Below are 24,887 nucleotides of genomic sequence, written 5' to 3' on the forward strand. Positions count from 1 at the left end.
GGACGATTGCCAACATGTTGATCACTCAAACATTGACAGCTGTTGCTCTAAGCCTTGCCGCCTGCGCCGTCTTCCCATTGGCCAGCCAGGCTCAATCGAAAATCACACCTGCAGAGGCTCACACCATCGGTGTTGATGCCTACCTGTATTTTTACCCGCTGTTGACCATGGACATCACCCGCAAGCAGTTCACCAATATCGAACCCGGCAAGGAGTTCGGTAAAGGCCCGATGAACATGTTTGTGAGTGTGCCGCAGTACCCGCCCGCCAATTTCAAGGGCGTGGTGCGGCCGAACTTCGACACGCTGTATTCCATCGCGTGGCTCGACTTGACCAAGGAGCCGCTGGTGATCAGCGCACCGGACACCGCCGGGCGGTTTTACCTGCTGCCGATGCTCGACATGTGGAGCGATGTGTTCGCCTCGCCGGGTTGGCGCACGACTGGCACCGAGGCCAGTCAGTTCCTGGTGACACCGCCGGGATGGACTGGAATGGTGCCGCCCGGATTGAATCAATTGCCGGCGCCCACGCCCTTCGTCTGGGTCATTGGTCGCACCAAGACCGACGGGGCAGCGGACTACGACGCGGTGCATAAAATCCAGGCGGGCTACACCGTGACCCCGTTGTCGCAAATGGGCAAAAAAGCCGAGCCGGTCAAGGTGGTCATCGACCCGACGGTGGACATGAAAACGCCGCCGAAGATTCAGGTCGATACGATGTCGGCAGCCAATTACTTCACCTACGCCGCCGCGTTGCTCAAGGTCCATCCACCTCACATCACCGATCAACCGATCCTGGCGCAGATGCAGCGCATCGGTATCGAAGCCGGCAAGCCGTTCAATATCGATGCGCTCGATCCCGACGTAAAAGCAGCGCTTCAAACGGTGCCCGAGGAGGCCCAGGCGTTGATGAAGTGGAAGGTCGCAACCCTTGCGCGGGTGGTCAACGGTTGGTCGATGAACACCGACACGATGGGGGTCTATGGCAACTACTACCTCAAGCGCGCGATCGTTGCACAAGTGGGGCTGGGCGCGAACTTGCCCGAGGATGCGATTTATCCGTTGAACATGGGCGACGACACCGGCAAGCCGCTCGAAGGGGCTAACCGGTACGTGCTGCATTTCAACAAAGGCGAAGCGCCGCCGGTCAATGCGTTCTGGTCGATCACCTTGTACGACCCTGAAGGTTTCCAGGTCGGCAATGAGCTCAACCGTTTTGCGGTCAGTAGCTGGATGCCGTTCAAGGCCAACGCGGATGGATCGCTGGATATCTACTTCCAGAACGAAAGCCCGGGAAAGGAACTTGAAGCCAATTGGCTTCCCGCGCCCAAAGGCCCGTTCAACCTGACCATGCGCCTATATGGGCCCAAGCCTGAAGCGCTCAATGGCAAATGGGAGCCACCTCCCATCAAGCGCCTGTAAATACCGCGCGTAAAAAAGCAGCCCACGATGTTCATCATGGGCTGCTTTTATGCGTCCAGCTGCCAGTGCCACCTCCGGCGCCCCCGGTCCCGCCGCCGGCAGCCCCCGTGCCACCGCCCGCGCCGGACCCTGAACCGCTGGCGCCGGCAGACGTGCCGGTGCCACTGCCTGCGCTGCTGCCGGATGCCGGTGAGCCTGGAGTGTTGTCGGGCGGCACCGACGAGCCGCGAGTTGCGCCGGACTGGATTCCGGTCGCGTCAGCGCCGTTGCCGGAGACTGCATAAGCAGCCCCGGTTGCCGCACACAGCAAACCGATCAACAGCAGCGAGGTGATTTTGATGTTCATCGGGGCACGCCTCCCAGTATGAGTCGTTACCTGATGATGGTGTGCCGGGGAGGGTGGTGGGTGTTGGCTGGATGACGAGTGGTCGAAAACAGCTTTCACTGACACCTCAAAGGCAGTGACCAAGGAGGACTGCTATGGTCAATGGACGCTTGCCTGTCATGCACCGGATCAGGCAATCGATTGACAGGATTTGTGCATGGAAATGACTGCCGTTACCACTGCCGCCCCTGCGCGCCATACCCCGATCACACGTAACCTGGTCTGGGCCGTCGGGCTGGTATTTGTCCTCGGGGTGCTGATTGCCCTGGTTGCACTGTTCAACATTGCCGGCCGGCTCGATGCCCAGGACCTGGCCAAGACTACTTTCTACACCCAGCGTGCGCTGGAAAACCGCATCTCCGCCTCGAAAAACTACGTCGCCAGTTACGCCACCTGGACAACCGCCTACGATCACCTGAACGGTGAGGTCGATGTGCAGTGGGCGTATACCGAGCAGAACATGGGTAAAACCCTGTTCACCACGGACCATTACGACGCTGTCCTGGTGGTCGACCCTCAGCGGACCAAATACGCGGTGGTGCGCGGCGTTCAATCGCACGATGACGCTGCAGCCTTAGTGTCGACATCGATGGCGGAGCTGATCAAGGTCGTGCAGGCGCAGGAGAGCCTGCTCGTTCCGGTCTGCCAGTTCACGATGTTCGAAGGCCAGCCCGCGTTGTTGACGGCTGCCGCGATCACCCCCAATGACGAGCGGCCAGCGGTCGATCCCCACAGCACCTCGGTGCTGGTGTTCGTCGATCAATTGAGCCCTCAAAAGCTCAATGACTTGAGCACCGATTACGGTTTGCATGACTTGAGCCTTGCAGCTGACAACACCCTCGTTCCCGGTCAGCCTGCAGTGGCACTCACGGGCACCGGTTTCAGCCTGGTGTCCCGGCTCGAACGGCCAGGCCATCAACTACTCTGGTCGCTGCTGCCACCGTTGGGTGGCGCCTTACTGATCCTTGCGTTGTTGACGGTCTATTTCTTCCGCTATGTGTTGCGCGCGTCCGGCCACGTGGATGCCAGCTACATCAACCTCGACCTGTCGAACCAGGCGCTGGAGGCCAGTGAAGAACGTTTTCGCGCGGTGGCCGAGGCGGCTTCCGACTGGATCTGGGAAATCGACGACAGGCATCACATCACGTACCTGTCCGGGCGCTTCGGTGCCGTCACCGGGTATTCCGAGCAGCAATGGCTGGGGCAAGACATCGAGCAATTGCTATTTTGTGATACCACGTCCTTGTCACTGTGGCTGAACAGGCTCAATGAAGAACACAACGTCAGTCACCTGCGTTGTTCCTATCGTGATCAATCCGGGCAGCAGCGCATCTGCCGGGTGTCGGCCCGCCCGATCCATAACAAAGGCACCGTAGTGGGTTATCGCGGGACGGCCAGTGACATCACCGATGAAGTGGCCGCCCACGCGCAAATCCAGCACTTGTCGTTGCACGATGCCCTGACTGGCCTGCCCAATCGCAACAAGCTGGCGCGTTACCTCGAAGAGGCATTGGTGCTCAAGGAGCATTCGGCGGCGTTGACGCTGTTAATGATCGACCTGGACAACTTCAAGCCGATCAATGATTCCCTCGGCCACCCGGCCGGCGATGCAGTACTGCTGGAGGTTGCCGCGCGCTTGCGTGAGTGCACGCGGGATATCGATCTGGTCGCCCGACTGGGCGGTGACGAGTTTGTGCTGGTGCTCAATGGCATGGACAGCCACACGGAAATCGACCGGATCTGCGAGCGTGTTCTCGAGAGCCTGCAACAGCCGATCCACTATGACCATCACACGCTGCACATCGGCGCGAGTATCGGGATCGCCTTGAGCAGGCGTCAGGGGCACATGCCGGAAGAGCTGATCCGGTGTGCCGACATTGCGCTGTATCAGGCCAAATCCGACGGCAAGAAAACCTGGTGCTACTTTGCGCCGCACATGAACGATCAGATCCAGCATCGACGCAAACTGGAAAACGACTTGCGCCAGGCGATCAAGAACAACGAGTTCGTGATGCACTATCAGCCGCGTTATCACGTTGATGGCAAGCAGATTGTCTCGGTCGAAGCGTTGTTGCGCTGGCAGCATCCGGTGCAGGGTTTGCTGGCGCCCGATACGTTCATTCCATTGGCGGAGCAAACCGATCTGATCGTGCCGTTGGGACGCTGGGTGCTGCGCGAAGCTTGCGAGACGGCACTGAGCTGGCCGGGTGAGCTGATGGTGTCGGTCAATCTGTCTCCCGTGCAGTTTATTCGCAGTGACGTGGTGGAGGATGTCAGGGAGGCATTGATCCACAGCCGGTTGCCGGCCAGTCGGCTGGAACTGGAGATCACCGAAAACGTCATGCTCAATGATGTCGATGGCGCCCTGGCGACCATGAACGCACTGAAAGAATTGGGCGTGCGGCTGAACATGGACGACTTCGGCACCGGCTATTCGTCGCTGGGTTACTTGCGCACATACCCGTTCGACGGGATCAAGATCGACAAGCGTTTCATTTCCTCCATGGGGGGCGCCGGTAATGACCGTGCCGTGGTGCAGGCGATCATCAATCTGGGCAAGGCGATGGGCCTGACCGTGACTGCAGAGGGGGTCGAAACACTGGAGCAACTGGACTTCCTGATCTCTGACGAGTGCCACGAGGTGCAGGGTTTCTACCTCAGTCGGCCGATGGAAAAACAGGCGCTGTTGCCGTTGCTCAAGGCTTCGCAAGACGACTATCCGACACAGGACTCACACCTTTAGTCGCCTGCCTGGTGTGTCGTGGCAACTGCCACGACGCGCCCCGGTCACAACTGGATACCGTCAATCCGTTACGAGCCCGGGACCATGAAGAACCTGAAAATCGCCACCTTCAACGTCAACGGCATGCGTGCCCGCTTGCCCAACTTGCTTGCCTGGCTTGAACGAGAAAAACCGGACATTGCCTGTTTGCAGGAACTCAAATCGGTCGACAGCGCATTCCCTGCCGCCGAACTTGAAGCGGCAGGTTACGGTGCCATCTGGCAAGGCCAGTCGTCGTGGAACGGGGTGGCGATTCTGGCGCGTGGTGCCCAGCCTTTGGAGAGTCGGCGTGGTCTGCCGGGGGATGACACCGATACCCATAGCCGCTACTTGGAGGCTGCGGTGCATGGGATTTTGGTGGGTTGCCTGTATTTGCCTAACGGCAATCCACAGCCGGGGCCCAAGTTCGATTACAAACTGGCGTGGTTCGAACGGCTGATCGCCTATGCCAAGGACCTCCAGAGCAGCGACCATCCGGTGGTGCTGGCCGGTGACTACAACGTCGTGCCCACCGACCTGGACATCTACAACCCGCGCTCATGGCTTAAGGACGCCTTGCTGCAACCGGAAAGTCGCGAGTGTTACCAGCGCTTGCTGGAACAGGGCTGGACCGATTCCCTGCGTCATCTGTATCCAGAGGATCGGCTTTACACCTTCTGGGATTATTTCAGGCAGCACTGGCAGACAAACTCCGGACTGCGCATCGATCACCTGCTGCTTAACCCGGCGTTGAGTCCTTATCTGCAAGAGGCCGGTGTGGACGCGTGGGTGCGCAACGAACCGCACGCCAGCGATCACGCACCGACATGGATTCGACTGGGTTCGCGCAAGCGGCGTTGATTTCAATGAGCCAGGCGATTGGCTAAATCAATTGTCAGTCGGGCCGCTTTATCCCTTATACATGGCGCCCATCGGCGGAGAGATCCGCGGCCCGATGCATAAGGACTGAGCAATGAGCGAGCCACGCCTGACCAACCGTGCGTTATACCTGCAACGCCTGGGCTTCGACGCGCCACCGGCGCCAACCCTGGAGACCCTGCGCCTACTTCAGCTGCGCCACACCGGTGCCTTCCCGTTCGAAAACCTCACCACGCTGTCAGGCGATCCGGTGCTCATCGATCTGCCATCCATCGAGCAGAAAATTCTGCACGCGGGGCGCGGCGGTTATTGCTACGAGCTCAACAATGCGTTCCTGGCCTTGCTCCAGGAACTGGGTTTCGAGGCGCGCGGCATCACCGGTCGCGTGGTCATGGGGCAGCCCGAAGGCGCCTGGACCGCCCGCACACATCGCTTGAGCCTGGTCACGCTGGACGGCGTGCGCTACATCACCGATGTGGGTTTCGGCGGGATGGTGCCGACCGCACCGCTGGTGCTCGACACCAATGCCGAACAACGCACGCCACACGAACCGTATCGCGTCGAGCGCCATGAAGACGGCTACACCTTGCGCGCCAATGTCGGCGGCGAATGGCGGGCGATGTACATTTTCGACCTGCAACGCCAGGAAGACATCGATTACGCCCTAGGCAACTGGTACGTCTCGACCCATCCCGACTCCTTGTTTGCCAGGCAACTGATGGTCGCGCGAACTGGTGAGGGTTGGAGGCGCACGTTGAACAATGGCAGTTTTGCGATCCATCGAGTGGGTGCCGAGAGCGAGCGGCGGCAGGTGGCGGATGTCGAGGAGTTGATTGAGGTGCTTGAGCGTGAGTTCGGCATTCTGCTGCCGGAGCATGCGGGCTTGAAACAGGTGCTTGGGCGATTGATCGCCGCGGCATAGGCGTCTAATTGCACACAACGAGAGAATCTTCCGTGCCGCCGGTCGCTTTGAATTCTGAAGACTAGCGGGCAGGGGAGCGGGCAGAGGAATGATGTATTTCAAAAATTTTTACGTGGGGGAGGCCGCACAGGTAGAGGGCCGTGTGGACACATGTCCATAATCTGACCGGTCAGTTGTATACAACTCTATGGACATTTGTCCTGAGTCTTGCATACAGTGTGCGCATAACAAAAAACCAGGGAACCCCCCAACCATGAAAACGCCCCATGTTTCACACCAACGGCCCGAGGACGAAAACCTCGGGGTCGGCGCGAATATGGCTTACGGCCTGCAACACGTTCTGACCATGTATGGCGGCATCGTCGCAGTCCCATTGATCATTGGTCAGGCAGCCGGGCTTTCGCCGGCGGACATCGGTTTGTTGATTGCTGCTTCATTGTTTGCGGGGGGCTTGGCGACATTGCTGCAAACCCTCGGGTTACCGTTTTTCGGTTGTCAGTTGCCGCTGGTGCAGGGCGTGTCTTTCTCGGGCGTCGCGACGATGGTGGCGATCGTCAGCAGTGGCGGGGAGGGCGGGTTCCAGTCGATTCTCGGGGCGGTGATTGCCGCGTCGTTGATCGGGTTGCTGATCACGCCGGTGTTCTCGCGAATCACCAAGTTCTTCCCGCCGCTGGTCACGGGCATTGTGATCACCACCATCGGCCTGACGCTGATGCCAGTGGCCGCTCGCTGGGCCATGGGCGGCAACAGCCATGCCCCGGACTTCGGCAGCATGGCTAACATTGGTCTGGCGGCGGTTACGCTGGTGCTGGTTCTGCTGCTGAGCAAGATCGGCAGCGCGACCATCTCCCGATTGTCGATCCTGCTGGCAATGGTGATCGGCACCGTCATCGCGGTGTTCCTCGGCATGGCGGACTTCTCGTCGGTCACGCAAGGCCCGATGTTCGGCTTCCCGACGCCGTTCCACTTCGGCATACCGACGTTCCACTTCGCCGCGATCCTGTCGATGTGCATCGTGGTCATGGTGACCCTGGTGGAGACCTCGGCGGACATCCTGGCGGTCGGTGAAATCATCGGCACCAAGGTCGACTCCAAGCGCTTGGGCAACGGTCTGCGCGCCGACATGCTATCGAGCATGATCGCGCCGATCTTCGGCTCCTTCACCCAGAGCGCCTTCGCCCAGAACGTCGGGCTGGTAGCCGTCACCGGTATCAAGAGCCGCTTTGTGGTCGCCACCGGCGGCTTGTTCCTGGTGATCCTTGGTTTGCTGCCCTTCATGGGCCGGGTTATTGCCGCGGTGCCGACGTCTGTCCTTGGCGGCGCTGGCATCGTGCTGTTCGGCACCGTGGCGGCCAGCGGTATTCGTACGCTGTCCAAGGTCGATTACCGCAACAACGTCAACCTGATCATCGTCGCCACCTCCATCGGTTTCGGCATGATCCCGATCGCCGCACCGAACTTCTACGACCACTTCCCAAGCTGGTTCGCCACGATCTTCCACTCGGGCATCAGCTCCTCGGCAATCATGGCCATCGTGCTCAACCTGACCTTCAACCACCTGACTGCCGGCAACTCCGATCAGCAGTCGGTGTTCGCGGCCGGCACTGAACGCGTTTTGCGTTATCAGGATCTGGCGGCGTTGCGCGAAGGAGATTATTTCAGCGAAGGCAAACTGCGTGACTGTGACGGGAATGAGATTCCGGTGGTGGAGGCGGGGCATGAGTCGGGTGAGCATCGAGCGGCTCATGCCAAAAGCAGTGAGCATGTCTGATTGTTGTATTGCTTGAAAAGCGAGTAGATCAAAAGATCGCAGCCTCGTTTCACTCGACAGCTCCTACAGGTTTACGCGATCCCCTGTAGGAGCTGTCGAGTGAAACGAGGCTGCGATCTTTTGGCCACAAAAAAGCCCCTGAACCTTTCGATTCAGGGGCTTTTCGATTTTGCTGTCTGGCTCCACGACCTGGACTCGAACCAGGGACCCAGTGATTAACAGTCACTTGCTCTACCAACTGAGCTATCGCGGAATGGCGTGTATGTTACTGATTCAAAAAGAGAAGTCAAGCGTCTGTGTAGAACATGACAGGTTCATGGGGACGGACGGTGGTTTATCGACCGTGGGCGGTTACCAGAATCGCCTCAGAGGTCTACCATGGCCGCCCGGAAGTGGTTACACGCGCTGCCGGCCATTCGCCGAAAAGGTACGCGCCATGAATCACCCAATCCTCTCCTCTCAAATCAACGGGGTGTTCGCATGAGCATCGCTCAGATCAGCCTGCCCAAAGGTGTCGGCCCGCACGCCGAGAAACTGTTCGATGCAATCACCCAGGCCAGCACCGCAGACGATTTGAATCGTGCAGGCGGCAAGGCTGAAGGTTTTGTACTTGGTCTGGAAAGCGCCAAAGCCATCAAGAGTCAGGTTGCCGAATCGCTCTACGTCGCCTATGACGACGCTGCCAGTCAGCGTGCCGGCGAACTGGCTTAACCGCCGAACGTCACTGTGGCGAGCATCAGTTTGGCGTACAGCATCGTAGCGCCCAGCTGCACCAGCCACAGCGCCAGGCCGCCGAGAAATACGCCAGCGGCCACTTGCAACACCAGGTTGTTACCGCGTTTGGCCGGGGTGCGAGGGACGAAATCGTCCAGCTCGTCACGGTCGGCGCGTAGGTCATCGTTTTTCATGTGGGTTCTCTGAAGAATTCTCGGGTGTACACAATATCTGTGGGAGCAGTTTAAAGGTCTCGTTCCAGTTACCGAGAATTATCTGCGAACAATAAAAAACGGGAAGCCACTTGGCTTCCCGTTTTTCATATCACGCAACCACTCAGATCACCGCAACGATGGCCTTGGTCACTGCATCAATGTTGCTCTGGTTCAACGCAGCCACGCAGATGCGGCCGGTGTCCAGGGCGTAGATGCCGAACTCGTTGCGCAAGCGGGTGACTTGCTCAACGGTCAGGCCGGAGTAGGAGAACATGCCGCGCTGACGACCGACGAAGCTGAAATCACGCTGTGGTGCGTTTTTCGCCAGCAGGTCGACCATCTGGGTGCGCATGCCGCGAATCCGCAGACGCATTTCGGCCAGTTCTTCTTCCCACTGTGCGCGCAGTACCGGGCTGTTGAGCACGGCAGCGACGATGCTTGCACCGTGGGTCGGCGGGTTGGAGTAGTTGGTGCGGATCACGCGTTTGACTTGCGACAGCACGCGCGCGCTTTCTTCTTTCGATTCGCTGACGATCGACAGGGCGCCAACGCGCTCGCCGTACAGCGAGAAGGATTTGGAGAACGAGCTGGAGACGAAGAAGGTCAGGCCCGATTCAGCGAACAGGCGCACGGCCGCCGCGTCTTCGTCGATGCCGTCGCCAAAGCCCTGGTAGGCCATGTCGAGGAATGGCACGTGACCTTTGGCTTTAACCACTTGCAGAACGTTGTTCCAGTCCGCCGGGCTCAAGTCCACGCCGGTCGGGTTGTGGCAGCACGCGTGCAGCACAACGATCGAGCCGGACGGCAGGGCGTTCAGGTCTTCGAGCAGGCCGGTGCGGTTAACGTCATGGGTCGCGGCGTCGTAGTAGCGATAGTTCTGCACCGGGAAACCGGCGGTTTCGAACAGGGCGCGGTGGTTTTCCCAGCTAGGGTCACTGATGGCCACGACGGCGTTCGGCAGCAGTTGCTTGAGGAAATCGGCACCGATTTTCAGGGCGCCCGTACCGCCAACGGCCTGGGTGGTGATGACGCGGCCAGCATCGATCAGCGGCGAATCATTGCCAAACAGCAGTTTTTGAACGGCCTGGTCATAGGCGGCAATGCCGTCGATGGGCAAGTAGCCACGGGAAGCGTGCTGAGCGACGCGAATCGTCTCGGCTTCGACAACGGCGCGCAGGAGTGGAATTCGCCCCTCCTCGTTGCAGTAAACACCGACCCCCAGGTTGACCTTGGTGGTGCGTGTATCGGCGTTGAATGCTTCGTTGAGGCCCAGGATTGGATCGCGTGGTGCCATTTCGACAGCGGAGAACAGGCTCATTTTTGCGGCGGCTCTGAATGGAGAGTGGAGGGACGTGTCGCGCTCCAGCCGAATGCACTAGAGCGGTGCACAAACGGGGAGCTAGTATAGAGGCCATCTGCGATTGAAGGCGACAGACGATTCGGCTTTTAAGTTAAGTTTTTCCGATTATTTTTCGACCGTTAGTCGAATGGCATCGTCAAAGTCTTTACGCGATGTAGGACGTTTGCCTTGAAAGCGAAGGCATTCGGCTCCACATTGAGCACAATCCAGTTTTTTCCTCGGGCGACGTCAGTCGTTTGCGGCCTTTCTCGTTGCTGCCGGTTTGACCGCGCTGGCGCGATATCAGAGGTATTTCATGTCTGAATTCCAGCTAGTCACCCGCTTCGAGCCCGCCGGCGACCAGCCGGAAGCCATTCGCCTGATGGTCGAGGGCATTGAAGCCGGGCTGGCGCACCAGACCTTGCTCGGTGTGACCGGCTCAGGCAAGACATTCAGCATCGCCAATGTGATCGCGCAAGTTCAGCGTCCGACTCTGGTGCTGGCGCCGAACAAGACCCTGGCTGCGCAGTTGTACGGCGAGTTCAAGGCGTTCTTCCCGAACAACGCCGTCGAGTATTTCGTTTCCTATTACGACTACTACCAGCCGGAAGCGTATGTGCCGTCGTCGGACACCTTTATCGAGAAAGATGCGTCGATCAACGACCACATCGAGCAGATGCGGCTGTCGGCGACCAAAGCCTTGCTGGAGCGTAAAGACGCGATCATCGTCACCACGGTGTCGTGCATCTACGGCTTGGGCAGCCCGGAAACCTATTTGAAAATGGTTTTGCACGTGGATCGCGGCGACAAGCTCGATCAGCGCGCCTTGCTACGACGCCTGGCGGACCTGCAATACACCCGCAACGACATGGAATTTGCCCGGGCGACCTTCCGGGTGCGCGGCGATGTAATCGACATTCACCCGGCCGAATCCGATTTCGAAGCGATCCGCATCGAGCTGTTCGATGACGAAGTCGAAAGCTTGTCTGCTTTCGATCCGCTGACCGGCGAGGTCATCCGCAAGCTGCCGCGTTTCACGTTCTACCCGAAAAGCCACTACGTGACGCCGCGAGAAACCCTGCTCGGCGCTGTGGAAGGTATCAAGGTCGAGCTGCAGGAGCGTCTGGACTACCTGCGCTCCAACAACAAACTGGTGGAAGCCCAGCGTCTGGAGCAGCGCACCCGTTTCGACCTGGAAATGATCCTCGAGCTTGGTTATTGCAACGGCATCGAAAACTATTCGCGCTACCTGTCGGGCCGTGAGTCCGGCCAGGCGCCACCCACCTTGTTCGACTACCTGCCGGCCGATGCCTTGCTGGTGATCGACGAATCCCACGTCAGCGTGCCGCAGGTCGGCGCCATGTATAAGGGCGACCGCTCGCGTAAAGAAACCCTGGTCGAGTACGGCTTCCGCCTGCCATCCGCGCTGGATAACCGCCCAATGCGTTTCGACGAGTTCGAAAGCATCAGCCCGCAGACCATTTTTGTTTCGGCAACGCCGGGCAACTACGAGGCGGAACATGCCGGACGTGTGGTCGAGCAACTGGTCCGTCCGACCGGTCTGGTGGACCCGCAAATCGAAATCCGCCCGGCATTGACCCAGGTCGACGATTTACTCTCCGAGATTGGCAAACGAGTGGCGCTGGAAGAGCGGGTGCTGGTCACCACGCTGACCAAGCGCATGTCCGAAGACTTGACCGATTACCTGGCCGACCACGGCGTGCGCGTGCGTTACCTGCACTCGGACATCGACACCGTGGAGCGGGTCGAAATCATCCGCGATCTGCGTCTGGGCACCTTCGACGTACTGGTGGGGATCAACCTGCTGCGTGAAGGCCTGGACATGCCGGAAGTGTCGCTGGTGGCCATTCTTGATGCGGACAAAGAAGGCTTCCTGCGTTCCGAGCGTTCGCTGATCCAGACCATTGGCCGTGCGGCGCGCAACCTTAATGGACGGGCGATTCTGTACGCGGATCGCATCACCGGTTCCATGGAGCGGGCGATTGGCGAGACCGAGCGTCGCCGCGACAAACAGATCGCCTTTAACCTGGCCAACGGCATCACCCCCAAAGGCGTGTTCAAGGACGTTGCCGATATCATGGAAGGCGCCACCGTGCCGGGCTCGCGCAGCAAGAAGCGCAAAGGCATGGCCAAGGCTGCCGAGGAGAGTGCCAAGTACGAGGCCGAATTGCGTTCGCCGGGTGAAATCGCCAAGCGCATTAAAGGTTTGGAAGAGAAGATGTACGCCTTGGCGCGGGATCTGGAATTTGAAGCGGCGGCGCAGATGCGTGATGAGATTGGCAAGTTGCGGGAGCGGTTGATCACTGTTTGATAGGTGATCGTTCCCACGCTCTGCGTGGGAACGATCGGCGGTGACTAGTGCGCCTCGCCAGCCTTCAACCCCGCCGGCAATTTCTTGGTCAGCAACACCGCGATCATGCTGATCCCCAGCGCAATCCCGACAAAATGAAACGCATCGTTGTACGCCATGATCGACGCCTGCTGATGGGCGATCTCACTCAGCTTGCCCAGCGCTGCCGTCTCACTGCCAAACCGGTCAGTCATCGACGCCATCCGCTCCGCCACTTGCGGGTTGCTCGGGACGATCGATTCACGCAGATAATCAAAGTAGGTCTTGGTTCGCGCATCCAGCAAAGTCGCGAGGAGGGCGATACCGATGGCGCCGCCGAGGTTGCGCAGGATGTTGAACAGGCTCGAGGCCGACCCCGCGTCCTGCGGCAGGATGTACGCCGTGGCGATCAACGAGATGGTCACCATGATCAGCGGCTGACCCAGCGCCCGGATGATCTGGATCTGATTGAACTGCGGCCCGGCAAAGTCCGGGTTCAACGCCCCCGATGAAAAACTCGCCAACCCGAACAGTCCGAAGCCCAGGGTGCACAGCCATTTCGGCGAAATAATCTTCATCAGCTTCGGCACCAGCGGAATCAGAAACAGCTGCGGCACGCCCATCCACATGATCACTTCGCCTATTTGCAGGGCGTTGTAGTTCTGGATCTGCGCCAGGTACAGCGGCAGCAAATAGATTGAGCCGTACAACCCGACGCCCATGCCGACACTGGAAATACTCGACAAACCAAAGTTTCGATTGCCCAGGATGCCGAGGTTGATCAGCGGATTGGGTTTGGAAAATTGCACGATCACAAACGTGATCAAGCTCACCAGCGCAATGCTGCCAAGGGTCACGATCAGGTTCGACTCCAGCCAGTCCTTGCGGTGGCCTTCCTCCAGAAACACCTGTAAACAGCCGAGGCCGACGCCGAGCGTAAGGATGCCCATGTAGTCGGTGCTTTTGAGCAATTCCCAATGCGCTTCTTTCTTCTCCAGGCCGTACATCAGGCCCGCGATCATGATCAGGCCCGGCGGTATGTTGATGTAGAAGATGTATTCCCAGCCCCAGTTCTCGGTCAGCCAGCCACCCAGTGTCGGGCCGATAGAGGGGGCGAACGTCGCGGTCATGGCGAACATCGCCATGCCTTTGGCGCGGTGGTGTTCCGGGAGTTTGATCAGCGTGAGGGTGAACGCCAGCGGAATCAGCGCGCCACCGGTGAACCCCTGCAAGGCGCGGAAGATGATCATGCTCTCCAGGCTCCAGGCCATGGAGCAGAGCAGGGAGGCGGCAAGAAAGCCGAGCGAGACCCAGACCGCCAGGCGTCGTGCCGAGAGCAACTGCACCAGCCACGCGGTCAGCGGGATCATGATGATTTCCGCGACAAGGTACGAAGTGGAAATCCACGAGCCTTCTTCCAGCGTCGCCGACAACGCGCCTTGAATGTCCTTGAGCGACGAGTTGGTGATCTGGATGTCGAGCACGGCCATGAAGGCGCCGAGCATCACGCTCATCACCGCGATCCAGTCCCGCCGGGTCGGTTCGCCGTCCGGACGGATCAGTTGATCACCGGCCATCGTCAGGGGCGTCTTTGATGTTCACTTTGACGGTGACCGACATCCCGGGGCGAATCTTGCCGCGCAGCGGATTGTCGGCAGCGAATGTCAGTTTGACCGGAATCCGTTGTACGACTTTGGTGAAGTTGCCCGTGGCATTGTCGGGCGGCAACAGGCTGAACTGCGCCCCCGAGGCGGCGAACAGGCTGTCGACTCGCGCTTCGATCGGCGTGTCGCTGTAGGCGTCGAAGGTCAGCCTGGCTTTCTGCCCTGGCTGCATGTGGCCAATCTGGGTTTCCTTGAAATTGGCCTGAATCCAGATGTCCTGATCCGGGACGATCGACAACAGATACGCGCCAGCCTGCACGTACTGGCCTTCGCGAGCCGCGCGCTGGCCGATCAGGCCGCTGATGGGCGCGTGGATTTCGCTGCGGGTCAGGTTCAGTTCGGCTTGGGCGAGGTCGGTCTTGGCGTTGGCGATCATGGCGTCGAGGCGCTTGATCTCGGCGCTCAGGGAGTTGACTTGCTGGCGCTGGCTTTGCGCATCCGCCTGAGCCTTGGTCACTTGTGAGCGGGCGATGTGAGTGTCGGCGGAGAGGGTGGTGACCCGTTCTTCCGACACGTAGCCGGGTTTGCGCAAGGTCTGCGCCCGGGACAAGTCGATCTGCGAACGGCCCAGGCTCGCCTGGCTGGAAGCCACTTGCGCTTCGCTGGCAGCGATCAGGCTGGCTTGCTGGGTCAGTTTGCTCTGGGCTTGCAGGCGTTCGGCCTGACGGGTGGCGAGGGTCGCGTTGGCGCGATCGACGGCGAGGTGGAAGTCATCGCCTTCGAGCTTGATCAGCAGTTGGCCTTTCTCGACGTGCTGGTTGTCCTGCACCAACACCTGCTCGATGCGCGCTCCCAATTGGCTCGAGACACGGGTGATTTCGCCTTGGACATAGGCGTTGTCGGTGCTCTCATAAAACCGTCCCTTGAAGAACCATTGGGCGAAAAAGCCCCCGGCAATCAGCAGGACGATCAACAGGAAAATAAATAGGCGGCGCTTGAGTTGGGCAGGCATGGGGCAGACTGTAGTCGAGAAATTGTAAGGGAAGTTATCAGCAGGCGAATTTGGCATACAGGCGATAGTGGGTAAATGCCATCGGCTGATAATCGATCATTCATCGCGGCTCAGGCCCGTTGTAGACGCAACGTTGGCTTAAATGCCCTGCTGACTGGAGCCGGGCGGGTATCGCCTGTTACCATTCGCCCTTTGTTTTATCTTCATTTCGAGACTTGCCATGACCACCGTCCGCACTCGCATCGCGCCATCGCCTACCGGGGACCCCCACGTAGGTACCGCTTACATCGCTTTGTTCAACTACTGCTTTGCCAAGCAGCACGGCGGTGAGTTCATCCTGCGGATCGAAGACACCGACCAATTGCGTTCGACCCGCGAGTCCGAACAACAGATTTTCGACGCTCTGCGCTGGTTGGGTATCGACTGGAGCGAAGGCCCGGATGTCGGCGGCCCGCACGGTCCGTATCGTCAGAGCGAGCGCGGCGACATCTATCAGAAGTACTGCCAGCAACTGGTCGAAATGGGCCATGCCTTCCCGTGCTTCTGCACCGCCGAAGAGCTGGACCAGATGCGTGCCGAGCAAATGGCGCGCGGCGAAACCCCGCGTTACGACGGCCGTGCGCTGTTGCTGTCCAAAGAAGAAGTCGCGCGCCGCCTGGCCGCTGGCGAGCCGCATGTGATCCGCATGAAGGTGCCGAGCGAAGGCGTGTGCGTGGTCCCGGACATGTTGCGTGGCGACGTCGAAATCCCGTGGGATCGCATGGACATGCAAGTGTTGATGAAGACCGACGGCCTGCCGACGTACTTCCTGGCCAACGTGGTCGACGACCACCTGATGGGCATCACCCACGTCCTGCGCGGCGAAGAATGGTTGCCGTCTGCGCCGAAGCTGATCCTGCTGTACGAGTACTTCGGCTGGGAACAACCGCAGCTGTGCTACATGCCGCTGCTGCGTAACCCGGACAAGAGCAAGCTGTCCAAGCGCAAGAACCCGACGTCGGTGACGTTCTACGAGCGCATGGGCTTCATGCCCGAAGCGATGCTCAATTACCTGGGCCGCATGGGCTGGTCGATGCCGGACGAGCGTGAGAAGTTCTCGCTGCAGGAAATGGTCGACCACTTCGACCTGAGCCGTGTGTCCCTCGGCGGGCCGATTTTCGACATCGAGAAACTGTCGTGGCTCAACGGCCAGTGGCTGCGTGATTTGCCGGTGGAAGAATTCGCTTCGCGCCTGAAAACCTGGGCGCTGAACCCAGAATACATGATGAAAATCGCACCGCACGTGCAGGGCCGGGTAGAAACCTTCAGCCAGGTTGCACCGCTGGCCGGTTTCTTCTTCGCCGGTGGCGTGAACCCGGATGCCAAACTGTTCGAGTCCAAGAAGCTGTCGGGCGATCAGGTGCGTCAGTTGATGCAGTTGATCCTGTGGAAGCTGGAAAGCCTGCGTCAGTGGGAGAAAGACAGCATCACCGCGACGATTCAGGCGGTGGTCGAGTCGCTGGAATTGAAGCTGCGTGACGCCATGCCGCTGATGTTCGCCGCGATCACCGGCCAGGCCAGCTCTGTGTCGGTACTCGATGCGATGGAGATCCTCGGTCCGGACCTGACCCGTTTCCGTCTGCGCCAAGCGATCGACCTGCTGGGCGGCGTGTCGAAAAAGGAAAACAAGGAGTGGGAAAAACTCTTGGGCAACATCGCCTGAGAGCATTTGATCCCGTGAAGGAGCTGCCGGAGGCCGTGATCTTTTGATCCTGCCTTCGGCGACACCCCCGGTTTTTCGGGGGGAGGGCGGTAAGTGATTGTTATGTCGGCAAAAAACTTTGGAAATTGTTGAAAATAAATTTGACACGTTTCCGATGCGCCATTAAGATTCGCCCCGTCCTCAGCGATGAGGGGCTATAGCTCAGCTGGGAGAGCGCTTGCATGGCATGCAAGAGGTCGACGGTTCGATCCCGTCTAGCTCCACCAATTTACACTTCAAGGTCTGGCCACACCGGCCTTGAAGCGATCAACACTCAGCGTTGATCTGTTGTATAGAAGGGTTTGCGTCCCCTTCGTCTAGTGGCCTAGGACACCGCCCTTTCACGGCGGTAACAGGGGTTCGAGTCCCCTAGGGGACGCCAGTTTTACAGAAGCGATGTTGCAAGATGTCGCTCCGCCGCGAGGCGAAAAATCCGGGGCTATAGCTCAGCTGGGAGAGCGCCTGCATGGCATGCAGGAGGTCAGCGGTTCGATCCCGCTTAGCTCCACCAATTTTACAGTTCAAGGTCTGGCCACACCGGCCTTGAATCGATCAGCTCTCAGCACTGATCAGTTGTATAGAAGGTTTTGCGTCCCCTTCGTCTAGTGGCCTAGGACACCGCCCTTTCACGGCGGTAACAGGGGTTCGAGTCCCCTAGGGGACGCCACGATTACCCGCTCTGCGGGATTTTATAAGGGTCATTCAATTATTGAATGGCCCTTTTGTTTGTCTGGCGTTTGGCCAAATCCCCCCGTTTCTTTCAAACTGTTCTTCAGACCAGCGGTCACATCCACGACTTGCGGAAAATTATTATGAGAATAATATTCTAGTCGTAATATTCGGAGGCAACGATGAACGATAAAAAAGCTCAAACCCGCGAACGCATCCTCAAGGCCGCCAGTGCAGCGCTGATTCAGCGTGGCCCGGCCGAACCGAGCGTGGGCGAAGTGATGGGTGCAGCCGGCCTGACGGTTGGTGGCTTCTATGCGCACTTCGAAAGCAAGGACGCGATGATGCTGGAAGCATTCAAGCAACTGCTCGGTCATCGCCGTGGCTTGATCGCAGAGATGGACTCCCAACTGACCGGCGAAGAGCGCCGAGCGTTAGTGGCGGCGTTCTATTTGTCGCGCAAACACCGTGACTCCTCTGAGTCAGCCTGCCCGATCCCGGCGTCTGTTGGCGAGTTGGGGCGTCTGCCGGACGAGTTTCGTGTGGCGTTGAATGAGCACGTTGAAATGATGGTCGCGCAGTTGGCGGCCAGCCCGGAAGACACCGACAAAGCCTTGGCCGACATGGCCTTGATGGTCGGTGGTCTGGCTCTGGCGCGGGCGCTGGGGCCAGGAGAGTTGTCTGATCGATTGCTGCGCGCCGCCAAATCGGCGGTGCTATGACCTGAAGGCAAGGCCTGGGGAGTGAGAGCGATGAGCACGTTGAAGTGGGTTCGTGGCGTTAATGGCACCTTGGGCTGGTTTGCTCCGAAATTGGTCGCGAGCAAGATGCGACTGGCGTTCATGACGCCGCGAGAACTGCCACCACGTGATTGGGAGCTGCCGCTGCTGGCAAGATCCGAACGAATCACTCTGCGCTTCGGCCTCTCCGCGCTGCGCTGGGGGCAAGGGCCGGCGGTATTGCTGATGCACGGCTGGGAGGGCCGGCCGACGCAGTTCGCAAGCCTTATCACCGCGCTGGTCGATGCCGGTTACTCCGTGGTTGCGCTGGACGGTCCGGCGCACGGCCGATCCCCTGGTCGTGAGGCCAACGTGGTGCTATTTGCCAGGGCCATGCTCGAAGCAGCCGCTGAATTGCCACCATTGCAAGCGGTCATCGGTCACTCCATGGGCGGGGCGAGTGCCATGCTCGCCGTTCAGTTGGGCCTGCGTACCGAAACCCTGGTGACGATTGCCGCGCCAGCGCGGATTCTTGGTGTGTTACGGGGTTTCGCCCACTATGTGCGGCTGCCGCCCAAGGCGCGCTCTGCGTTCATTCGTCAGGTCGAGAGAGACGTCGGTATGCGTGCTGCAGCATTGGACGTCGCCCATTATCAACTCGACATGCCGGGCCTGATCGTTCATGCCGAAGATGACAAATTGGTCTCGGTCAAAGAAGCCCAGTTGATCAATGAAGCCTGGTTCGACAGTCGGCTGTTGCGCCTGGAAGAGGGCGGCCATCAGCGCGTGCTGGCGGATCCCCGAGTGATTGACGGCGTGCTGTCATTGCTGGCCGGTCGCAGTCTGCAATCGCGCCAATCGGCGTAAGCATCCGTTACACTGCCCCGGTCAACATCATCTGACCGGGAGTGGGGCATGGGCTGGGATCGGGCAACGCCATTTATCATTGATCTGGAAGTCGGCGCCGAAGACATCGACGGGCTGGGTCACGCCAATAACGCGGTGTACGTGACCTGGCTCGAACGCTGCGCCTGGCGCCATTCGCAGCGTCTGGGCCTGGACCTGGTCGAGTATCGTCGGCTGGACCGGGCGATGGCGGTGGTGCGGCATGAAATCGATTACCTGGCCGCGGCCTATGAAGGCGATGAGTTGCAATTGGCGACCTGGATCGTCGACTGGGACCAACGCCTGAAAATGACCCGACACTTCCAGTTGAAGCGCCCCAGCGACAACACTACGCTGCTGCGGGCGCAAACCACTTTTGTCTGCATCGAATTGTCCACTGGCAAGCCCAAGCGCATGCCGGCCGAGTTCATCGAAGGCTACGGCCCGGCCTTGCAAATCCCAGCCTGAACCCTCCCTTTGTAGGAGCTGTCGAGTGAAACGAGGCCGCGATCCTTTGATCTTGCTTTTGTAAGGATCAAGATCAAAGGATCGCGGCCTCGTTTCACTCGACAGCTCCTACAGGAGCAAAACCTGTAAACTGCCGCACGTTTTTCGTCGAGTGTGTTTTTCATGCAAATTGCTTTGGCGCCCATGGAGGGGTTGGTCGACAACATCCTGCGGGACGTGCTGACTCGTGTGGGCGGTATCGATTGGTGCGTGACCGAGTTCATCCGGATCAACGATCAACTGCTTACGCCTGCCTATTACCACAAGTTCGGCCCGGAACTGTTGACCGGTGCGCGCACCGCGTCGGGTGTTCCGTTGCGGGTGCAGTTGCTCGGCTCCGACCCCGTGTGTCTGGCGGAAAACGCTGCGCTGGCGTGTGAGTTGGGATCCGAGGTCATCGACTTGAACTTCGGCTGCCCGGCCAAGACCGTCAACAAATCGCGCGGCGGCGCCGTGTTGCTCAAAGAGCCTGAACTGCTCAACCAGATCGTCGAACACGTGCGTCGCGCGGTGCCGGCGCACATTCCGGTCACCGCCAAGATGCGCCTGGGCTTCGACAGTCCGGACGGCTCGCTGGTCTGCGCCACGGCCCTGGCCGAAGGCGGCGCGGCGCACATCGTGGTTCACGCGCGGACCAAGACCGATGGCTACAAGCCGCCCGCGCACTGGGAATGGATCCCCCGGGTACAGGACGTGGTCAAGGTGCCGGTTTTCGCCAACGGCGACATCTGGAGCGTCGAAGACTGGCGCCGTTGCCGCGAAATCAGCGGCGTCGAAGACATCATGCTCGGTCGCGGCCTGGTCTCTCGCCCGGACCTGGCCCGGCAAATCGCGGCGGCGCGGGCTGGTGAGGAGGTCATTGAGATGACCTGGAACGAGTTGCTGCCGCTGATCCAGGACTTCTGGCTGCAAGCCAAGGCGCAGATGACGCCACGCCAATCGCCGGGTCGCTTGAAGCAATGGCTGGCGATGCTGACCCGCAATTATCCAGAAGCGGTCGAGCTGTTTACCGTCCTGCGTCGTGAAACCGAGCTGGACCAGGTCTCGCGTTTGCTGGGGTTGCAGGTGTCCGAAGCGGCGTAAATTTTTTTAAAAAAACCGAAAAAAATCTCTTGAAAAGCAATCGGCGATCCTTATTTAAGGATTACGCGATGCCGAATCCGGGTCGCGGAGACAAAAAAACTTGCTGATCTGTTTTCAGGAGATTTGAATCATGAGTACTGCATTTTCGATGGCGCCTCTGTTCCGTTCCTCGGTGGGCTTCGACCGTTTTAACGACCTGTTCGAAACCGCCCTGCGCAATGAGCCAGGCAGCACCTACCCACCCTACAACGTGGAAAAACACGGTGACGACCAATACCGTATCGTCGTAGCGGCCGCGGGGTTCCAGGAAGAAGACTTGGACCTGCAAGTGGAAAAAGGTGTGCTGACCATCAGTGGTGGCAAGCGTGACGCAAACGAAGACGTCACCTATCTGTACCAGGGCATCGCACAGCGCGCCTTCAAACTGTCCTTCCGTCTGGCGGACCATATCGAAATCAAGGCTGCCGGCCTGAGCAACGGTTTGTTGAGCATCGACCTGTTGCGGGTGATTCCGGAAGAGGCGAAAGCCAAACGAATCCCGATCAACGGGGCAGAAAAACCGGCTTTGCAGCACTGAGTCGGAGCTACGAAAAGGGCGCCATTGGCGCCCTTTTTTGTGTCTTCATTTCAGCAACTTCTGAAACTCCTCCACCGGCAACGGCCGGCTGTGCAAATACCCTTGGTAAAAATGGCAGCCCAACCCTTGTAGAAACTCCAGCTGCTCCGCTGTTTCCACGCCTTCGGCGATCACCTTCAATTCCAGGCTGCGCGCCATGGCGACAATCGCGCGGATGATTTCGGCGTCGTTGGGGTCGGTGGTGGCGTCACGGATGAACGACTGATCGATTTTCAGTGTGTCGACCGGCAGCCGCTTGAGGTAGGTCAGCGAGGAGTAACCGGTGCCGAAGTCGTCCATCGCAAAGCTCACGCCGAGTTTTTTCAGGCGGCGCATTTTGTTGATGGTGTCCTCCAGATTCTGGATGACGATGCCTTCGGTGATTTCCAGTTTCAGCAGCGAGCAGGGTAGGCCGTGGCTGCCGAGGCTGTGCTCTATGCGTTCGACAAAATCGTTCTGGCGGAATTGCCTCGGGCTGATGTTGACGCACAGGCTGAAACTGAGCGGATTGACCAGGCCTTTGGCAACCAGTTGCTTGAACGCGGCGCAGGCTTCGTCAAGGATCCAGGTGCCGACTTCCAGAATCAGTCCGCTGTCTTCCAGCACCTTGATGAACTCGGCGGGCGATTGCGGACCGAGTTCCGGGTGGTTCCAGCGCACCAGTGCTTCGGCGCCGACAATGCGGTTCCCCCGGGCGTCGACCTGGGGTTGGTAATGCACGTCAAACTCGCCACGGGAAAGGGCCAGGCGCAGGTCGGTTTCCATGCGCAGGCGTTCGCTGGCAGCCTTCTGCATGGTGTTGTGATACATCTGAGCGGTATTGCGGCCCGAGTCCTTGGCGCGGTAAAGCGCGATGTCGGCGCGTTTGAGCAGGTCGGTCGGTGTCGAGCCGTGGTCGGGAATCAGTGCGATACCGATGCTCGGTGTCACCTGCAGGCGTTGGCCGTCGAGGAACATCGGCTCCGACAGCAATTCGCGCAGGGTGTCCGCCAATTCCCGGACCTGGGCGCTGACCTCGTTGCGCGAGCCTTCCAGGCCGCTGAGCAGCACCACGAACTCATCGCCGCCCAGGCGCGCAACCGTGTCCTCCATGCGCACGCTGGCTTCAAGACGCGCGGTGATGATCTTCAACACGGTATCGCCCACCGGGTGACCGAGTGAGTCGTTGATGTGCTTGAAGTGATCGAGGTCGAGAAACAGCAGCGCGCCGCGCAAGTTATGCCGCTTGAGCAGGGCGATTTGCTGGCTCAGGCGATCCATCAGCAGCGCGCGGTTCGGCAGGTTGGTCAGCGGGTCGTGGTACGCCAGGTGACGAATTTGCGCTTCGGCATTTTTCAGCAGGCTGACGTCCCGGGCGGTCAGCAACAGGCACGCGGTTTCGTTGAGGGTGATGGGCTCCACCGAGACTTCGACGGTCAGCAGTTCGCCACGCTTGTTGCGGCCGATCATCTCCTGGTGGTGTACGCGGCCCTTGATCTGCAACTCGGCCAGCAGCGCCGAACGTTGTTTCTCTTGAGCCCAGATACCGACCTGATACACCGTGCGGCCCAACACCTCATCGGCGCGATAGCCCGTCAGGCGACAGAAGCCGTCGTTGACCTCCAGGTAGCGCCCGGTGTCACGCTCGGTGATGGTGATGGCATCGGGGCTTGAATGGAACGCCTTGGCAAACTTCTCCTCGCTGGCCTTCAGCGCCGCTTCGGAGCGTTGCTGCTGGGTGATGTCGCGCAGCGTCGTGACGATGCACGGTTGTTCGCCGACGCTGATCTGTCGGCTGGAAATCACGCAGGTCAGGGATTGCCCATCTTTGTGCTGAGCGACGATGGCTACGTTGTTCAGGCTCTGTTCGCGGATGACCTGTTCAATCCGTTGCAGGCTCTTTGCCGAAGCGTCCCACAGGCCGATTTCGTCGGCGCTGCGACCGATCACTTCTGCGGCGCTCCAGCCGAATGTCTGAGTGAAGCTGGAGTTGATCTCGATGAACTGGCCGGTGTCCTGGCGTGTCACGCAAATCGGGTCCGGGCTGACCTGGAACAGCGTGGCGAATTTCTCTTCGGAGGCTACCAGTCGTTGCTCGCGCTCCACCTGATCGGTGATGTCCAGCAAGGTGCCGGCCATGCGTAGCGGAGCGCCGTTTTCATCACGGTAAAGCCGGGCGCGGCTTTCCAGATAGCGTGAGCTGCCGTCGTCCAGTTGCACGCGGTAGGTCAGTTGATAATTGCCCGCCGGGCCTTCACGCAGGCTGCGGTAGGCGTCCCGCATGCTGTCGCGTTCTTCGCCGGGCACGCCTTCGAAAAACGCCTCGAAGGATTCATGAAAAGGTATGGGGTCCAGCCCGTGCAGTTGCGCGGCCCGGGCCGAGCCGTAGAGCATGCCGCTGGGAATGTGCCAGTCCCAGGTCCCGAGTTGCGCCGAATCCAGGGCCAGGTCGAGGCGTTCCTGACTGTCCTTCAGGGCATGTTCGGCGGCTTTGCGTTCGGTGGTGTCGAGAAAGGTGCTCAGCAAGTACGGCTGGCCTTCGAGTTCGACTTTTTGTGCGCTGAGGATGCCGTCGTGGATCTGGCCGTTGCTGGCGCGAAACTGCACCTCCATGCTGGTCAGTTCGCCCTTGGCCTTGGTCGCCTTGACCAGTACGTCCCGTTGCTCCGGGTGTACCCAGAGACCCAGCTCGACAGTGGTGCGTCCAATGGCGTCTTGCACCGGCCAGCCAAACAGACTTTCGAAATACTGGTTGGCTTCGGTAATCAGGCCATCTTCCTGGCGAGTCAGCAACACCATGTTCGGGCAGAGGTGGAATAGCGTGGCGAAGCGCTTTTCGGAGCTGCTCAGCGCCTGTTCGCGCTGGCGTTGGTGGGTGATTTCGCGGATCACGCCGATCATTCGCGGCCGTCCATGTTTATCCGGCAGCAAACTGCCATTGATTTCCAGCCAGTGCAGGCTGCCATCGGGCCAGCGGATGCGGTGATGCATCGCCTGCTCCAGCGGAGCTCCGGCGATCACCGCATGGAAGGCCCGGATGGTTTTCGCCCGATCCTCCGGCGGCAGCAAGTCGAGGTATTCCAGATCGGCCGGTAATGGTTGGTGCGGATCGAAACCGAACAACGCCTGAGTGCCCCGCGACCAGCTGATCTGTCCGCGCTCGATGTCCCAATACCAGGCGCCCAGACGTGCGCCATTGAGGGCGGCCAGCAATTGCGGCGCACTTTCCCAGCTCTGCTCGGATCGTTTTGGGTCTAGCGCCTGAATACGCGGCATCGGCGGAATACGGTCAACAGATTTGGGCATTGGCAGCAA

Annotated in this window: 19 protein-coding genes and 5 tRNA genes; 17 read left to right on the forward strand and 7 right to left on the reverse strand. The window is 59.6% G+C overall.

The window, feature by feature from the left end:
- Nucleotides 1–14: 14 nt before the first annotated feature.
- Nucleotides 15–1,421, forward strand: a complete 1,407-nt coding sequence (locus BLQ41_RS15605) for a DUF1254 domain-containing protein (RefSeq protein WP_090182242.1) — start codon at nucleotides 15–17, stop codon at nucleotides 1,419–1,421.
- 34 nt (nucleotides 1,422–1,455) lie between these two features.
- Here BLQ41_RS15605 and BLQ41_RS15610 read toward each other — a convergent pair whose 3' ends face one another.
- On the reverse strand, nucleotides 1,456–1,767 hold the full coding sequence (locus tag BLQ41_RS15610) for a hypothetical protein (RefSeq protein WP_090182244.1): 312 nt from the start codon (nucleotides 1,765–1,767) through the stop codon (nucleotides 1,456–1,458).
- A 196-nt stretch (nucleotides 1,768–1,963) separates the two neighbouring features.
- Here BLQ41_RS15610 and BLQ41_RS15615 point away from each other — a divergent pair, with 196 nt between their 5' ends.
- The 4 genes from BLQ41_RS15615 to BLQ41_RS15630 all read left to right on the forward strand — a co-directional run bounded on the left by BLQ41_RS15615 (nucleotide 1,964) and on the right by BLQ41_RS15630 (nucleotide 8,139).
- The gene (locus BLQ41_RS15615) at nucleotides 1,964–4,549 is read left to right on the forward strand and encodes a bifunctional diguanylate cyclase/phosphodiesterase (RefSeq protein ID WP_090182246.1); all 2,586 of its coding nucleotides are present in this window, start codon (nucleotides 1,964–1,966) and stop codon (nucleotides 4,547–4,549) included.
- 84 nt (nucleotides 4,550–4,633) lie between these two features.
- Entirely contained in the window at nucleotides 4,634–5,428 is a 795-nt protein-coding gene (gene xth / locus BLQ41_RS15620; protein ID WP_090182248.1) for an exodeoxyribonuclease III, read from the forward strand.
- Between the two features lie 112 nt (nucleotides 5,429–5,540).
- Nucleotides 5,541–6,368 carry an arylamine N-acetyltransferase family protein gene (locus BLQ41_RS15625; protein ID WP_090182250.1) on the forward strand — a complete coding sequence of 276 codons (828 nt, stop codon included), beginning with the start codon at nucleotides 5,541–5,543 and terminating at the stop codon, nucleotides 6,366–6,368.
- Nucleotides 6,369–6,621: 253 nt separating this feature from the next.
- Nucleotides 6,622–8,139, forward strand: coding sequence for a nucleobase:cation symporter-2 family protein (locus BLQ41_RS15630; RefSeq protein ID WP_090182251.1), 1,518 nt, complete (start codon nucleotides 6,622–6,624; stop codon nucleotides 8,137–8,139).
- A 177-nt stretch (nucleotides 8,140–8,316) separates the two neighbouring features.
- Here the strand turns inward: BLQ41_RS15630 and BLQ41_RS15635 are convergent.
- Nucleotides 8,317–8,392, reverse strand: a tRNA-Asn gene (locus BLQ41_RS15635).
- Between the two features lie 227 nt (nucleotides 8,393–8,619).
- Here BLQ41_RS15635 and BLQ41_RS15640 point away from each other — a divergent pair.
- Nucleotides 8,620–8,850 (forward strand): hypothetical protein, encoded by a 231-nt coding sequence (locus BLQ41_RS15640; protein WP_090182253.1) that lies wholly within the window; start codon nucleotides 8,620–8,622, stop codon nucleotides 8,848–8,850.
- On the opposite strand, the gene BLQ41_RS15645 is transcribed toward BLQ41_RS15640, so the two are convergent.
- Nucleotides 8,847–9,047 (reverse strand): hypothetical protein, encoded by a 201-nt coding sequence (locus tag BLQ41_RS15645; protein WP_090182254.1) that lies wholly within the window; start codon nucleotides 9,045–9,047, stop codon nucleotides 8,847–8,849. The two genes, BLQ41_RS15640 and BLQ41_RS15645, sit on opposite strands and share 4 nt — an antisense overlap.
- A 142-nt stretch (nucleotides 9,048–9,189) precedes the next feature.
- Nucleotides 9,190–10,386: an amino acid aminotransferase gene (locus BLQ41_RS15650; RefSeq protein WP_090182256.1), complete on the reverse strand. Its 1,197-nt coding sequence runs from the start codon at nucleotides 10,384–10,386 to the stop codon at nucleotides 9,190–9,192.
- Nucleotides 10,387–10,723: 337 nt separating this feature from the next.
- Between BLQ41_RS15650 and uvrB the strand changes: the two genes are divergently transcribed.
- On the forward strand, nucleotides 10,724–12,739 hold the full coding sequence (gene uvrB / locus BLQ41_RS15655; RefSeq protein ID WP_090182258.1) for an excinuclease ABC subunit UvrB: 2,016 nt from the start codon (nucleotides 10,724–10,726) through the stop codon (nucleotides 12,737–12,739).
- Nucleotides 12,740–12,783: 44 nt separating this feature from the next.
- Here the strand turns inward: uvrB and BLQ41_RS15660 are convergent, their stop codons facing one another.
- Nucleotides 12,784–14,274 carry an MDR family MFS transporter gene (locus BLQ41_RS15660; RefSeq protein WP_197678952.1) on the reverse strand — a complete coding sequence of 497 codons (1,491 nt, stop codon included), beginning with the start codon at nucleotides 14,272–14,274 and terminating at the stop codon, nucleotides 12,784–12,786.
- Between the two features lie 49 nt (nucleotides 14,275–14,323).
- Nucleotides 14,324–15,373 carry an HlyD family secretion protein gene (locus BLQ41_RS15665; RefSeq protein WP_090182261.1) on the reverse strand — a complete coding sequence of 350 codons (1,050 nt, stop codon included), beginning with the start codon at nucleotides 15,371–15,373 and terminating at the stop codon, nucleotides 14,324–14,326.
- Nucleotides 15,374–15,593: 220 nt separating this feature from the next.
- On the opposite strand from BLQ41_RS15665, the gene gltX reads away from it, so the two are divergent.
- From gltX to BLQ41_RS15715, 10 genes are all read left to right on the forward strand, one after another.
- Nucleotides 15,594–17,075: a glutamate--tRNA ligase gene (gltX, locus tag BLQ41_RS15670; RefSeq protein ID WP_090182262.1), complete on the forward strand. Its 1,482-nt coding sequence runs from the start codon at nucleotides 15,594–15,596 to the stop codon at nucleotides 17,073–17,075.
- Nucleotides 17,076–17,265: 190 nt separating this feature from the next.
- A tRNA-Ala gene (locus tag BLQ41_RS15675) sits at nucleotides 17,266–17,341 on the forward strand.
- A gap of 79 nt (nucleotides 17,342–17,420) precedes the next feature.
- Nucleotides 17,421–17,496: transfer RNA gene (locus BLQ41_RS15680), tRNA-Glu, on the forward strand.
- A 53-nt stretch (nucleotides 17,497–17,549) separates the two neighbouring features.
- Nucleotides 17,550–17,625 (forward strand) — tRNA-Ala (locus BLQ41_RS15685).
- An 80-nt stretch (nucleotides 17,626–17,705) separates the two neighbouring features.
- Nucleotides 17,706–17,781 (forward strand) — tRNA-Glu (locus BLQ41_RS15690).
- Nucleotides 17,782–17,965: 184 nt separating this feature from the next.
- Complete coding sequence (locus tag BLQ41_RS15695) at nucleotides 17,966–18,505, forward strand: TetR/AcrR family transcriptional regulator (RefSeq protein WP_090182264.1); 540 nt, start codon at nucleotides 17,966–17,968, stop codon at nucleotides 18,503–18,505.
- A 30-nt stretch (nucleotides 18,506–18,535) separates the two neighbouring features.
- Nucleotides 18,536–19,369: an alpha/beta fold hydrolase gene (locus BLQ41_RS15700; RefSeq protein ID WP_090182265.1), complete on the forward strand. Its 834-nt coding sequence runs from the start codon at nucleotides 18,536–18,538 to the stop codon at nucleotides 19,367–19,369.
- 48 nt (nucleotides 19,370–19,417) lie between these two features.
- A complete protein-coding gene (locus BLQ41_RS15705; RefSeq protein ID WP_090182266.1) occupies nucleotides 19,418–19,855 on the forward strand; it encodes an acyl-CoA thioesterase in 438 nt (145 codons plus the stop codon).
- Nucleotides 19,856–20,017: 162 nt separating this feature from the next.
- Nucleotides 20,018–20,977 (forward strand): tRNA dihydrouridine synthase, encoded by a 960-nt coding sequence (locus tag BLQ41_RS15710; protein WP_090182267.1) that lies wholly within the window; start codon nucleotides 20,018–20,020, stop codon nucleotides 20,975–20,977.
- A 130-nt stretch (nucleotides 20,978–21,107) separates the two neighbouring features.
- Nucleotides 21,108–21,554, forward strand: a complete 447-nt coding sequence (locus tag BLQ41_RS15715) for an Hsp20 family protein (protein WP_090182268.1) — start codon at nucleotides 21,108–21,110, stop codon at nucleotides 21,552–21,554.
- 45 nt (nucleotides 21,555–21,599) lie between these two features.
- On the opposite strand, the gene BLQ41_RS15720 is transcribed toward BLQ41_RS15715, so the two are convergent.
- The gene (locus BLQ41_RS15720; protein WP_090182269.1) at nucleotides 21,600–24,878 is read right to left on the reverse strand and encodes a PAS domain S-box protein; all 3,279 of its coding nucleotides are present in this window, start codon (nucleotides 24,876–24,878) and stop codon (nucleotides 21,600–21,602) included.
- Nucleotides 24,879–24,887 lie beyond the last annotated feature (9 nt).

The organism is Pseudomonas arsenicoxydans (assembly GCF_900103875.1).
GTDB classification, from domain to species: domain Bacteria; phylum Pseudomonadota; class Gammaproteobacteria; order Pseudomonadales; family Pseudomonadaceae; genus Aquipseudomonas; species Aquipseudomonas arsenicoxydans.

Bases quoted from the DNA above. Each gene is read 5' to 3' on its own strand.
- BLQ41_RS15645 (WP_090182254.1), bottom strand. From the start codon at position 9,047: ATGAAAAACGATGACCTACGCGCCGACCGTGACGAGCTGGACGATTTC.
- BLQ41_RS15705 (WP_090182266.1), top strand. From the start codon at position 19,418: ATGGGCTGGGATCGGGCAACGCCATTTATCATTGATCTGGAAGTCGGC.
- BLQ41_RS15710 (WP_090182267.1), top strand. From the start codon at position 20,018: ATGCAAATTGCTTTGGCGCCCATGGAGGGGTTGGTCGACAACATCCTG.
- BLQ41_RS15615 (WP_090182246.1), top strand. From the start codon at position 1,964: ATGGAAATGACTGCCGTTACCACTGCCGCCCCTGCGCGCCATACCCCG.
- xth (WP_090182248.1), top strand. From the start codon at position 4,634: ATGAAGAACCTGAAAATCGCCACCTTCAACGTCAACGGCATGCGTGCC.
- BLQ41_RS15625 (WP_090182250.1), top strand. From the start codon at position 5,541: ATGAGCGAGCCACGCCTGACCAACCGTGCGTTATACCTGCAACGCCTG.
- BLQ41_RS15665 (WP_090182261.1), bottom strand. From the start codon at position 15,373: ATGCCTGCCCAACTCAAGCGCCGCCTATTTATTTTCCTGTTGATCGTC.
- BLQ41_RS15720 (WP_090182269.1), bottom strand. From the start codon at position 24,878: ATGCCCAAATCTGTTGACCGTATTCCGCCGATGCCGCGTATTCAGGCG.
- BLQ41_RS15700 (WP_090182265.1), top strand. From the start codon at position 18,536: ATGAGCACGTTGAAGTGGGTTCGTGGCGTTAATGGCACCTTGGGCTGG.
- BLQ41_RS15630 (WP_090182251.1), top strand. From the start codon at position 6,622: ATGAAAACGCCCCATGTTTCACACCAACGGCCCGAGGACGAAAACCTC.
- BLQ41_RS15695 (WP_090182264.1), top strand. From the start codon at position 17,966: ATGAACGATAAAAAAGCTCAAACCCGCGAACGCATCCTCAAGGCCGCC.
- BLQ41_RS15715 (WP_090182268.1), top strand. From the start codon at position 21,108: ATGAGTACTGCATTTTCGATGGCGCCTCTGTTCCGTTCCTCGGTGGGC.
- uvrB (WP_090182258.1), top strand. From the start codon at position 10,724: ATGTCTGAATTCCAGCTAGTCACCCGCTTCGAGCCCGCCGGCGACCAG.
- BLQ41_RS15640 (WP_090182253.1), top strand. From the start codon at position 8,620: ATGAGCATCGCTCAGATCAGCCTGCCCAAAGGTGTCGGCCCGCACGCC.
- BLQ41_RS15610 (WP_090182244.1), bottom strand. From the start codon at position 1,767: ATGAACATCAAAATCACCTCGCTGCTGTTGATCGGTTTGCTGTGTGCG.
- BLQ41_RS15650 (WP_090182256.1), bottom strand. From the start codon at position 10,386: ATGAGCCTGTTCTCCGCTGTCGAAATGGCACCACGCGATCCAATCCTG.
- BLQ41_RS15605 (WP_090182242.1), top strand. From the start codon at position 15: ATGTTGATCACTCAAACATTGACAGCTGTTGCTCTAAGCCTTGCCGCC.
- gltX (WP_090182262.1), top strand. From the start codon at position 15,594: ATGACCACCGTCCGCACTCGCATCGCGCCATCGCCTACCGGGGACCCC.